This window comes from Micromonospora rosaria, assembly GCF_001567585.1.
Taxonomy (GTDB): domain Bacteria; phylum Actinomycetota; class Actinomycetes; order Mycobacteriales; family Micromonosporaceae; genus Micromonospora; species Micromonospora rosaria.
Genome location: NZ_LRQV01000055.1, coordinates 1 through 11,451, shown reverse-complemented (window position 1 = coordinate 11,451; position 11,451 = coordinate 1). Strand labels below are relative to the sequence as shown.

Sequence of the window (11,451 nt, the reverse complement as noted above, 5' to 3'; positions counted from 1 at the left end):
CACCGCCGCCGGCCGACCGAGCAACCGCGCGCCGGCCAGCCGCCTCCGGGTCGGGCGGCCGGGCCGGTCAGCCGGGCAGGAAGGAGAAGCGGACCTTTCGGGTCGGGTTGTCGCCGTTGGTGTCGACCAGGCAGATCGACTGCCAGGTACCCAGGGCGAGCCGCCCGTCGAGGACCGGCACCGTCGCGTACGGCGGGACGAAGGCGGGCAGGACGTGGTCGCGGCCGTGCCCGCGCGAGCCGTGCCGGTGCCGCCAGCGGTCGTCGGTCGGCAGGATGTCGTCGAGCGCGGTGAGCAGGTCGTCGTCGGAGCCGGCACCGGTCTCGATGATCGCCAGCCCGGCCGTCGCGTGGGGCACGAAGACGTGCAGTAGCCCGTCGCCCTGCCCGGCGACGAAGCTCTCGGCCTCCCTGGTGATGTCCCGGACGGTGGGCCGGGAACCGGTCTGTACGGTGACCACCTCGCTGCGCATACGCCGCATTCTGCCCCAGTCGCCGACGCCCCGCCCGCCACCGCCCGCCCCGACCGAAGTGCCGCCCCGCGCCACCCTGCGCCACCCCGCGCCGCGATCTTGCACTTGCTGCCCCGACATGTGCCGCATGAGGCCCTTTCCGGGGGCCGCAACTGCAAGATCAATCGCGGGAAGGGCGGGGTGGGAAGGGTAGGGCGGGGTGGGTGGGGTGGGAAATGGCGGTGGTCAACGGGTACTGGTCACCAGCCGCCGCCCCCGCCGCCGCCCGAGTCTCCCGACGAGCCGCCGCCGGACCAGCCGGACCCGCTGTCGCCGGACCAGCCCGACGAACCGCCGGAGCCGGACCAGGTCGACCCGGCGGGATCCGATCCAGCGGAACCGCCGTCGCCCGACCCGCTCTGACCCGGTCGACCGTGGTCGTCCGACCAGCCGTGTCCGGCGTGCTGGTCCGGGGTCGGTGCGAAGTAGGCGCCGGGCTGGGCCGGCAGGGTGTGCGCGTAGCCGTACGGGACGTGGTTGTCACCGTTGTCGAGAAGCAGTTTCAGGCCCACGGCCAACAACAGCAGCCCGAGCAGGCCGAACGGGGCCACCCGCAGGTCACCGCCGATCGCCGCGAGCACCGCCAACAGCAGAATGAGCCCACCGACCAGCGTCAGGACGCTCGCCACGGCCCGCCGTATCGTCATGTCCGGCACGGTAGGCCACCCGGGCAAGCCGGCCGTCGCGCCCGCGCGCCAGGAGGGGGCCGGAGGGGTCACCCAGAGTGATCACAACCGGTCGTCGGCGCATCCGCAGCACCGGGCGGAAGGGCCGAAAAACGTCGTGTTGCCAGGAAGTTACCAGTGAGTACCTGTGTCGAGTGTCGCGTCTGTGGGCCGCAGAGGTGACGAGGGGTGCCACCAAAGGGCAGGATGGCGACAGAGACCTGTCCCACACACAACCGAGGGAACGCCTGTGGCTACGGAACGCAAGCGCCCGGTGATCACCGCTGGTCTGCCGAGCCAGCTTCCGGACATCGACCCTGAAGAGACCGGCGAATGGGTCGAGTCGCTCGACGGTGTCATCGACGAGCGCGGAACCAAACGCGCCCGGTACGTCATGCTCCGCCTCCTTGAGCGGGCCCGTGAGCGCCAGGTCGGGGTGCCGTCGCTGACCACCACCGACTACATCAACACGATCGCTCCGGAGAGCGAGCCGTGGTTCCCCGGCGACGAGCACGTCGAGCGGCGGATCCGGGCGTACGTCCGGTGGAACGCCGCGATGCTGGTGCACCGCGCGCAGCGTCCGGAGATCGGGGTCGGCGGGCACATCTCGACCTTCGCCAGCTCGGCGTCGCTGTACGAGGTGGGCTTCAACCACTTCTTCCGCGGCAAGGAGCATCCCGGCGGCGGTGACCACATCTTCTACCAGGGTCACGCCTCGCCCGGCATGTACGCGCGGGCGTTCCTGGAGGGGCGGCTGACCGAGCACCAGCTCGACGGGTTCCGCCAGGAGGTGTCGCACCCGGGTGGTGGGCTGCCGTCGTACCCGCACCCCCGGCTGATGCCGGACTTCTGGGAGTTCCCCACGGTCTCCATGGGCCTCGGCCCGCTGAACGCGATCTACCAGGCCCGGTTCAACCGGTACCTGCACCACCGGGGCATCAAGGACACCTCCGACCAGCACGTCTGGGCGTTCCTCGGTGACGGTGAGATGGACGAGGTCGAGTCGCTCGGCGCGATCGGCGTGGCCGCCCGCGAGGAGCTGGACAACCTCACCTTCGTGATCAACTGCAACCTCCAGCGCCTCGACGGGCCGGTGCGCGGCAACGGCAAGGTCATGCAGGAGCTGGAGGCGTTCTTCCGGGGCGCCGGCTGGAACGTCATCAAGGTGGTCTGGGGCCGGGAGTGGGACCCGCTGCTCGCGGCGGACACCGACGGCGCGCTGGTGAACCTGATGAACACCACGCTCGACGGCGACTACCAGACGTACAAGGCGGAGTCCGGCGCGTACGTCCGGGAGCACTTCTTCGGCCGCGACCAGCGGACCCGCAAGATGGTCGAGGGGCTCACCGACGACGAGATCTGGAACCTGAAGCGGGGCGGCCACGACTACCGCAAGCTCTACGCGGCCTACAAGGCGGCGATGGAGCACACCGGGCAGCCGACGGTGATCCTGGCCAAGACGATCAAGGGCTGGACGCTCGGCTCGCACTTCGAGGGCCGCAACGCCACGCACCAGATGAAGAAGCTGACGCTGGAGGACCTGAAGACCTTCCGCGACCGGCTGTACCTGGACATCCCGGACGCGACGCTGGAGGAGAACCCGTACCTCCCGCCGTACCTGCAGCTCGGTGAGAAGTCCGACGAGCTGGCGTACCTCAAGGAGCGGCGTCAGCAGCTCGGCGGGTACCTCCCCTCCCGCAGGACCGGCAGCAGGGCGCTGAAGATCCCCGGCTCCGAGCGCTTCTCCGACGTCAAGCGCGGCTCGGGCAAGCAGAAGGTCGCCACCACGATGGCCTTCGTCCGGCTGCTCAAGGACATCATGAAGGACAAGGAGTTCGGCAAGCGCTGGGTGCCGATCATCCCGGACGAGGCTCGTACCTTCGGGATGGACTCGCTCTTCCCGACGCAGAAGATCTACTCCCCGCACGGCCAGCAGTACACCTCCGTCGACCGGGAGCTGTTCCTGTCGTACAAGGAGTCGACCGCCGGGCAGATCCTGCACGAGGGGATCAACGAGGCGGGCTCGGTGGCCTCGTTCACCGCCGCCGGCACGGCGTACGCCACCCACGGCGAGCCGATGATCCCGATGTACATCTTCTACTCGATGTTCGGGTTCCAGCGCACCGGCGACGGGTTCTGGGCGGCGGCCGACCAGATGGCCCGGGGCTTCGTGCTCGGCGCCACCGCCGGCCGGACCACGCTCAACGGTGAGGGTCTCCAGCACGAGGACGGCCACTCGCTGCTGCTGGCCGCCACCAACCCGGCCGTGGTCTCCTACGACGCGGCGTTCGCCTACGAGCTGGCGCACATCGTGGAGAACGGTCTGCACCGGATGTACGGCGAGGACCCGGAGAACATCTTCTACTACCTCACCATCTACAACGAGCCGATCCACCAGCCGGCCGAGCCCGAGGGCGTGGACGTGGAGGGTCTGCTCAAGGGGATCTACCGGTACTCTCCGGCCCCGAACGTGGACGGCCCGAAGGCGCAGATCCTGGCCTCCGGCACCGGCATGCAGTGGGCCCTCAAGGCCCAGGAGCTGCTCGCCCAGGACTGGGGGGTGGCCGCCGACGTTTGGTCGGTGACCTCCTGGACGGAGCTGCGCCGCGACGCGGTGCAGTGCGAGGAGCACAACCTGCTCAACCTGGGCAGCGAGGCGAAGGTGCCGTACATCCAGCAGAAGCTGGCTGACGCCGAGGGGCCGAAGGTCGCGGTCAGCGACTGGATGCGGGCGGTACCGGACCTGATCGCCCGCTGGGTACCCGGGGACTACACCTCGCTGGGCACCGACGGGTTCGGGCTCTCCGACACCCGGCACGCCCTGCGCCGGCACTTCCACGTCGACGCCGAGTCGGTCGCCGTCGCGACGCTGCGCCAGCTCGCGCTGCGCGGCGCGGTGCCGGCCACCGTCCCCGCCGAGGCGGCCAAGAAGTACGCGATCGACGACGTCAGCGCGGCCCCGGTCGGCGAGACCGGCGGCGACAGCTGACCCACCCCCACCGGTACCACCAGGGGCCCGACGCTTCCGCGTCGGGCCCCACCCGTTCCCCCACCTCCCCCGCCCCACCCCCACCGCCCCGTTGATCATGGAGTTGGCGGGGGTGAGGGCGATCAACTGTGCCGCTAAGTCCATGATCAACGGGACGGGACGGGCGGGGGGCGGGGCGGGGACGGGCGGCGGGGGCGGGCGGGTCTCAGGGCGGGGGGAGGTGGGTGGCGGCGGTGCGGAGGCGGGCGGTGGCGGCGGTGCGGGCCGGGGTGCCGTGGCCGAAGCAGGCCAGGTCGACGTCGAGGTCGGCGAGCCGGCGCAACGACGCCGCCGCCTGCTCCCGGTCGACGTGGAAGAGCCCGAAGATCACCTCACCGTTGTACTCGGCGGCGATGTCGCCGGTGAAGAGCACCCGGTGCCGGGGCAGGTGCAGGGCGAGGCTGCCGTCGGTGTGCCCCGGGGTGCCGACCACCTCCGCGCCGCCGCCGAAGTCCAGCCGGTCGCCGTCGACCACCTCGCGGTCGACCCGCACCGGTGGGGCCGGGGGCAGCCCGGCGGCGAACCGGGCGTGCAGTTCCCGCTCGAACGGGGTGAACGCGGGCGGCGGGGCGGGGCGCTCGCCCCGCAGCACCGGCGCGTCCGCGGCGTGCGCCACCACCTCGACGTCACCCCAGGCGGCGACCTCGGCGGCGGAGCCGGCATGGTCCTCGTGGCAGTGGGTGAGCACCACCCGGCGCAGGTCACCGGGGGTGAGGCCGAGGCCGCGCAGGGCCGCCTCGATGGCCGGCCCGGAGCCGGCCGGGCCGGTGTCGACCAGGGTCGCCCCGTCGTCGTCGCACCAGAGGTACGCCTGGAAGGAGCCGAGAGGAATCCGGTGCAGCCGGGCGTGGAGCCGTTCGGTGGTCACCGGGACAGCGTAGGAGCGCACGGCGGGCGGGGCGACCACGACAGCAGGCGGTGGCCCGGACGTCCCTGGCGGGGACGCCGGGGCCACCGCCCTTCGCGGGTGACGCCCGGGATACGGACCCGGTCAGCCGACGGCGGCCAGGTCGGTCAGCCGGGCCAACGAGTCCTCCAGGTCGGCGCCGACCCGACGCAGCCCGAGCCGGAGCAGGGCCGCCTTGACCGGACCGGCCGGCCAGCGCACGACGATCAGCCGGACGACGGTGCCGCCCTGCTCCTCGTCGGCGGTGAGCTGCACGTAGATCTCCGTGCGCGCCTCGGCGCGGGCACCGGCGCCCTTGGCCCGTTCCCGCCACCCGATGAGGGTCGGCTCCTGGTAGGCGATCACCTCCGCCTCGTGCGCCGCACCGCGCCCGGCCTGGACCAGTTGTCGGCGGCCGAAGCCCTCCCCCGAGAGGACCTCGGCCGCTCGGACCCCCGCCAGCCAGGCCGGCAACTGCTCGGCCCGCTGTACGACGTCCCAGACCGCTTCCACCGGCGCCGCCACGTGCGCACTGCGTTCCACGAGGATCATTTCTATTCCCCCATTGAGGACATCCGCGATATTCGTCACTCTAGGCATCAAAACGGACTCATCGGGACGTGTTCGGAAAAGACACGCCGAAAACCCTTGCGCGCGGATCGTTGACCACCTATGGCGCATCCCGCCCCGGAGCCCTAGAGTGCGAGCACCATTCACGTTCTCGCTCGCGTCCTGGGAGGGTGCATGACGACCGCGCCGATGCCCGCGTTCCCCGCCGGATTCCGTTGGGGCGTCGCCACGTCCGCGTACCAGATCGAGGGGGGCGCGAGCGCCGACGGGCGGGGTCCGTCCATCTGGGACACCTTCGCCCGTACCCCGGGCCGGATCGCCGACGGCAGCAGCGGGGACGTCGCCTGCGACCACTACCACCGGCACCGCGAGGACGTCACGCTCCTCGCCGACCTGGGCGTCTCGGCGTACCGGTTCTCCGTCGCCTGGCCCCGGGTCCGGCCCGGCGGCACCGGCGCGGCCAACCCCGCCGGCCTCGACTTCTACGAGCGGCTGGTGGACGACCTGCTCGCCGCCGGGATCGACCCGGTCGCCACCCTGTACCACTGGGACCTCCCGCAGCCGCTGGAGGACGCGGGCGGCTGGCTGAACCGGGACACCGCCGAGCGCTTCGCCGAGTACGCCGACCTGGTCGCGGCCCGCCTCGGGGACCGGGTCAAACTCTGGATCACCTTCAACGAGCCGTTCATCCACATGAGCCTGGGCTACGGCACCGGCGAGCACGCCCCGGGCCACGCCCTGCTGATGGACGCCCTCCCGGTCGCCCACCACCAACTGCTCGGGCACGGCCTGGCGGTCGCCGCGCTGCGCGCCCGGGGCGCCGGCCCGGTGGCCATCACCAACCACTACTCCCCGGTCGTGCCGGCCGGCGACACCGCCGCCGACCGGGCCGCCCAGCGGGCGTACCACGCGCTGCACAACCGGCTCTTCACCGACCCGCTGTTCGGCCGGGGGTACCCGCCCGGCTTCGAGTCCCCGGTGCTGCGCGACGGCGACCTGGACGTGATCGCCGCCCCGCTCGACCTGCTCGGCGTCAACTACTACAACCCGACCGGCATCCGGGCCGCGCCGCCGGACGCCCCGCTGCCGTTCGAGATCGTCGACCTGACCGGGTACCCCCGCACCGCCTGCGACTGGCCGGTGGTCCCGGACGGGCTGCGTACCGTGCTGACCTGGCTGCACGCCGAGTACGGCGACGCGCTGCCGCCGGTCCAGGTCACCGAGAGCGGCTGCGCGTACGACGACGAGCCCGACGCCGACGGGCGGGTGCACGACCCGGAGCGGATCGCGTACCTCGACGGGCACCTGCGCGCGGTCCGGGCGGCGCTCGACGCCGGGGTGGACATCACCGGGTACTTCGTCTGGTCGCTGCTGGACAACTGGGAGTGGGCGGAGGGCTTCGACAAGCGCTTCGGCCTGGTGCACGTCGACTACGACACCCAGGCCCGCACACCCAAGTCCTCGTACGCCTGGTTCCGGGACCTGATCGCGGCCGACCGGCCGTGACCACCGTCGACCCGACACCGGCGTCCCTGCCGGCGGCGCTGGCCGAGCCGACCGTGCCGGTCCGGCGCGGCTGGATCGCGCTGATCTTCGCGGCGAACCTGGGCGTCTGGATGGCCTTCCTCACCCCCATCCAGGTGCTCCTGCCGCAGCAGGTGGAGCGGATCGCGCCCGGCGACAAGGAGGCCATGCTCGCCGTGGTCACCGGGCTGGGCGCGCTCGCCGCGGTGCTGGCCAACCCGCTCGCCGGGGCCTGGTCGGACCGGACCTGCCTGCGGCTGGGCGGGCGGGAGTTCGGCCGCCGGCACGTCTGGACCGCCGGCGGCGCGGTGCTCGGCGCGCTCGCCCTGGTGCTGCTCGCCCGGCAGCACACCATCGTCGGGGTGGCGCTCGGCTGGGTCGCGGCGCAGGTCTGCTTCAACGCGATGCTGGCCAGCCTCACCGCGGCCATTCCGGACCGGGTGCCGGTCGCCCAGCGCGGCGGGGTGGCCGGCTGGGTGGGCATCCCGCAGGCGCTCGGCCTGGTCGCCGGGGCGGTGCTGGTCACCGCCCTGATCCGGGGCAACGCCGCCGGGTACCTGGCCGTCGCGGTGGCGGTGCTGGTGCTGGCGCTGCCGTTCGCGCTGCTCACCGCCGACGACCCGTTGCCCCGCCGGCACCGGCCGCCGCTGCGGCTGCGGGCCCTGCTCGCCTCGATGTGGATCGACCCGCGCCGGCACCCCGACTTCGCCTGGGCCTGGCTCACCCGGTTCCTGGTGCAGGTGGGCAACGCCCTGGCCACCCTGTACCTGCTGTACTTCCTCACCGACAAGGTGCGCCACGCCGACCCGGAGGGCGCGCTGCTGATCCTGATCCTGCTCTACACCGCCGGGCTGATGCTCACCGCCGTGGTCGCCGGCCGGCTCTCCGACCGCTCCGGCAAGCGCCGGATCTACGTGATCGTCGCCGGGGTGGTGATGGCCGGGGCGGCGCTGCTGCTCGCCGCCGTACCGACCTGGCCGGCGGCGCTGGTCGCGGCGCTGGTGCTCGGCACCGGCTACGGGGTGTACCTGTCGGTGGACGCCGCCCTGATCACGCAGGTGCTCCCCCGGGCCACCGACCGGGCGAAGGACCTCGGCGTCATCAACATCGCCAACAGCGCCCCGCAGGTCCTCGGCCCGGCGCTCTCCGCGCCGATCGTCGTGCACCTGGGCGGCTACCCCACCCTGTACGCGGTCACCGCCGTGGTCACCCTCCTCGGCAGCGTCCTCGTCCTGAAGATCCGCTCCGTGCCCTGAGGTGTAAGGAGGGGCCCCTTATTAACAGACGTCTGTTAATAAGGGGCCCCTCCTTAAACCTACGGCGGGCGGTCGTAGGCTGGGGGGCGTGACGGTACGTGTACGCTTCGCCCCCTCCCCGACCGGTATGTTCCACGTCGGCGGCGCCCGCTCCGCGCTCCAGAACTGGATCTACGCCAGGCAGCAGGGCGGGGTGTTCGTGCTGCGGATCGAGGACACCGACGCGGCCCGCAACAAGCCCGAGTGGACCGAGGGCATCCTGTCCGCGCTGGACTGGATCGGCATCGAGCGGGGCAGCTACGAGGGCCCGTACTTCCAGTCGTCGTACGCGGGCGAGCACCGGGCCGCCGCGCAGCGGCTGTACGAGGGCGGCCGGGCGTACTACTGCGACTGCACCCGGGAGGCGGTGCAGGCGCGCAGCGGGTCCCAGTACTCCGGGTACGACGGGTACTGCCGGGACCGAGGGCTGGAGCCGGCGCCGGGGCGGGCGCTGCGCTTCCGCAGCCCGGACGAGGGCGCGACGGTCGTGGTCGACCTGATCCGGGGCGAGCCGACCTTCGAGAACAAGCTGATCGAGGACTTCGTCATCGCCCGGGGCGACGGCTCGCCGGTCTTCCTGCTGGCCAACGTGGTCGACGACATGAGCATGGGGATCACCCACGTGATCCGGGCCGAGGAGCACCTGCCGAACACCCCCAAGCAGCAGTTGCTCTGGGACGCCCTGGGCGTGAAGCCGCCGGTCTGGGCGCACGTGCCGGTGGTGGTCAACGAGAAGCGGCAGAAGCTGTCCAAGCGCCGGGACAAGGTCGCGCTGGAGGCGTACAGGGACGAGGGGTACCTCGCCGACGCGATGCGCAACTACCTGATGCTGTTGGGCTGGGCGCCCTCCGGGGACCGGGAGATCGTGCCCTGGTCGGTGATCGAGGAGGAGTTCCGGCTGGCGGAGGTGAATCCCTCCCCCGCCTTCTTCGACGAGAAGAAGCTGCGCGCCTTCAACGGGGAGTACATCCGGGCGCTGCCGGTGGACGGGTTCGTCGCCGCCTGCCAGCCGTGGCTGACCGGCACCGACACCATCCCCCCGCCGCCGTGGCAGCCCGAGGAGTTCGACCCGGCGGCGTTCGACGCCGTCGCGCCGCTGGCCCAGACCCGGATCGCGGTGCTCAGCGAGATCGTGCCCAACGTCGACTTCCTCTTCCTCGCCGACCCGCTGATCGACGAGGGCGCCTGGGCGAAGGCGATGAAGGAGGGCGCCGGCGAGCTGCTGGACGCCGCGATCACCGCTTTCGAGGCGCAGGCCACCTGGGACGCGGAGACGCTCAAGTCGACGCTGGAGGCGGTCGGCGCGCAGCGGGGCCTGAAGCTGGGCAAGGCGCAGGCGCCGGTGCGGGTCGCGGTCACCGGCCGTACCGTCGGGTTGCCGTTGTTCGAGTCGCTGGAGGTGCTCGGTCGGGAGCGGACCCTGACCCGGCTGCGCGCGGCCCGCGTCCGGCTGCCCTGACCCGGCATTCCCCACCCGACCCGCCCCGGCCCGCTGCTGCGGGCCGGGGCGTCGCGGATCCGGGGTCCGGTCGTCAGCGGGTGGCGCGGCGGCGCAGCAGCAGGCCGGCGGCGAGGGCTCCCACCAGGGCCAGGCCCCCGAGTCCCCAGAGCCAGGGCCGGCCGTCGTCGGTGCTGCTCTCCGCCGCCGGCACCGGGCTCGCCGCCGGCTGCGCGGTGCTCGGCTCGGCGGAGGGTACCGCCGGTTCGGGGCTGGGTGAGGGCTCCGCCGAGGGGGTGGGCTCGGCGGTGGGCTCCACCGGGGCTCCGGTGGTGAGGGTGAAGGTGACCTTCCCCTTCATCAGGTGCCCGTCGGCCGAGGGGAGCTCGTAGGCCACCGTGTACTCCCCGGCCGGGCCGGGGGTGAAGGGCACCCGGACCCGACTGCCGGCGAACTCCGGCTTACCGCCGACGGCGGAGGCCTCGTCCGGACCGGTGATTGTGATCTTCATCGTATTCTCCGGCAGCTTCGCCAGGAAGCGCAGCTCGACGGACTCGGGCGCCTTCGCCACCCGGGCCCCGTCGCGCGGGTTGCTGCCGGTGAACGAGTTGTGCGCCGCGGCCGGTGACGCCGGCAGCAGCAGGGTCACGCCGAGCACCGCACCGAGAACGGCCAACGAGGCCCGCGCCACGCGTACCACCCTGCCCCCCATGAACACCTCCGCAAAGGTAAGATCCGCCCGCTGATCAAACGGCTGGTCATTGGTCGAGTCGCGATCGCAGATAGTTCCAATTACTGTGCCAAAAGCTGCAATCGGGCGCCGTTCTGCAACCCTTGAGGTGGACACCGGCCGGTGGCACGGTCACGTCCGTCCACGACCACACGCGTAACCTGCAGCAGCACAGCCATCGATCGACGGGGCGGAGGGGGCGGCCGATGGGCGAGAAGACGAGGCGACTGTCGCGGGTGCTGGCCGGAGTACTGGTGGCCGGGGCGCTGTCCCTGGGCGCCGCCGGCACGGCGCGGGCAGCCGCGCCGAAGCCACCACCGGCCGGGGTGGACATCACCGGCGAGGGTCTGGCCGAGCCGCTGCAACTGCGCGCCGGCGCGCAGCCGGCCCACGTCACCGCCGTCATCGACCAGGTCAACTGGCTCGGCCGCATCGGCCAGAGCAAGGGCCCGAAGGCCGCCGACCTGGGTCCGAAGTACACCGTCGTGGTGCTCGCCGGCGACGAGCCGAAGCAGACCTACGACCTGTACCCGAAGGCCGCCGGTGGTCCCCGGGTCTACCGGCCGGCCAAGCAGCCGGGTGACCGCAAGGTCTCCGCCGGCTGGTTCCTGGGCCGGCTGAACATGTCCGAGACGCTGCGCATCGCGGGCGTCCCGCTGGAGCGGCAACTCGACACCCTCAGCGGCGGGGTCGGCGGCGGTGAGCGGGTCATCCCCGACGACTCGCTCGACCCGCGCAAGAGCATCGACGAGACGATGGGCGAGCTGCAACGGCTGCTGCTGCTCAACGTCGCGGTGGTGGTGA

At 72.3% G+C, this 11,451-nt stretch carries 10 protein-coding genes; 5 read left to right on the top strand and 5 right to left on the bottom strand.

The window, feature by feature from the left end:
- Positions 1-67: 67 nt before the first annotated feature.
- Together AWW66_RS16260 and AWW66_RS16255 are read right to left on the bottom strand one after the other, a co-directional pair.
- On the bottom strand, positions 68-472 hold the full coding sequence (locus AWW66_RS16260; protein WP_211271961.1) for a secondary thiamine-phosphate synthase enzyme YjbQ: 405 nt from the start codon (positions 470-472) through the stop codon (positions 68-70).
- A gap of 239 nt (positions 473-711) precedes the next feature.
- Positions 712-1,158 (bottom strand): hypothetical protein, encoded by a 447-nt coding sequence (locus tag AWW66_RS16255; protein ID WP_157527505.1) that lies wholly within the window; start codon positions 1,156-1,158, stop codon positions 712-714.
- 268 nt (positions 1,159-1,426) lie between these two features.
- On the opposite strand from AWW66_RS16255, the gene aceE reads away from it, so the two are divergent.
- A complete protein-coding gene (gene aceE / locus AWW66_RS16250) occupies positions 1,427-4,165 on the top strand; it encodes a pyruvate dehydrogenase (acetyl-transferring), homodimeric type (RefSeq protein ID WP_067366629.1) in 2,739 nt (912 codons plus the stop codon).
- A 205-nt stretch (positions 4,166-4,370) separates the two neighbouring features.
- Here aceE and AWW66_RS16245 read toward each other — a convergent pair whose 3' ends face one another.
- Positions 4,371-5,072 carry an MBL fold metallo-hydrolase gene (locus AWW66_RS16245; protein WP_211271960.1) on the bottom strand — a complete coding sequence of 234 codons (702 nt, stop codon included), beginning with the start codon at positions 5,070-5,072 and terminating at the stop codon, positions 4,371-4,373.
- A 123-nt stretch (positions 5,073-5,195) separates the two neighbouring features.
- Positions 5,196-5,642, bottom strand: coding sequence for an SRPBCC family protein (locus AWW66_RS16240; RefSeq protein WP_067366626.1), 447 nt, complete (start codon positions 5,640-5,642; stop codon positions 5,196-5,198).
- A gap of 192 nt (positions 5,643-5,834) precedes the next feature.
- Here AWW66_RS16240 and AWW66_RS16235 point away from each other — a divergent pair, with 192 nt between their 5' ends.
- The 3 genes from AWW66_RS16235 (at position 5,835) to gltX (ending at position 9,938) form a co-directional block, all read left to right on the top strand.
- Positions 5,835-7,166: a GH1 family beta-glucosidase gene (locus AWW66_RS16235; protein WP_067366623.1), complete on the top strand. Its 1,332-nt coding sequence runs from the start codon at positions 5,835-5,837 to the stop codon at positions 7,164-7,166.
- Positions 7,163-8,440, top strand: a complete 1,278-nt coding sequence (locus tag AWW66_RS16230; RefSeq protein WP_067366620.1) for an MFS transporter — start codon at positions 7,163-7,165, stop codon at positions 8,438-8,440. The genes AWW66_RS16235 and AWW66_RS16230 overlap by 4 nt, the downstream gene beginning before the upstream one ends.
- 88 nt (positions 8,441-8,528) lie before the next feature.
- A complete protein-coding gene (gltX, locus tag AWW66_RS16225; protein WP_083978536.1) occupies positions 8,529-9,938 on the top strand; it encodes a glutamate--tRNA ligase in 1,410 nt (469 codons plus the stop codon).
- 73 nt (positions 9,939-10,011) lie between these two features.
- On the opposite strand, the gene AWW66_RS16220 is transcribed toward gltX, so the two are convergent.
- Positions 10,012-10,629 carry a copper resistance CopC family protein gene (locus AWW66_RS16220; protein ID WP_067366701.1) on the bottom strand — a complete coding sequence of 206 codons (618 nt, stop codon included), beginning with the start codon at positions 10,627-10,629 and terminating at the stop codon, positions 10,012-10,014.
- A 224-nt stretch (positions 10,630-10,853) separates the two neighbouring features.
- Here AWW66_RS16220 and AWW66_RS16215 point away from each other — a divergent pair.
- A partial coding sequence (locus AWW66_RS16215) for a hypothetical protein (RefSeq protein ID WP_067366698.1) occupies positions 10,854-11,451 on the top strand: 598 nt, incomplete at its 3' end.

Bases quoted from the DNA above. Each gene is read 5' to 3' on its own strand.
- AWW66_RS16260 (WP_211271961.1), bottom strand. From the start codon at position 472: ATGCGCAGCGAGGTGGTCACCGTACAGACCGGTTCCCGGCCCACCGTC.
- AWW66_RS16255 (WP_157527505.1), bottom strand. From the start codon at position 1,158: ATGACGATACGGCGGGCCGTGGCGAGCGTCCTGACGCTGGTCGGTGGG.
- AWW66_RS16240 (WP_067366626.1), bottom strand. From the start codon at position 5,642: ATGATCCTCGTGGAACGCAGTGCGCACGTGGCGGCGCCGGTGGAAGCG.
- AWW66_RS16235 (WP_067366623.1), top strand. From the start codon at position 5,835: ATGACGACCGCGCCGATGCCCGCGTTCCCCGCCGGATTCCGTTGGGGC.
- AWW66_RS16220 (WP_067366701.1), bottom strand. From the start codon at position 10,629: ATGGGGGGCAGGGTGGTACGCGTGGCGCGGGCCTCGTTGGCCGTTCTC.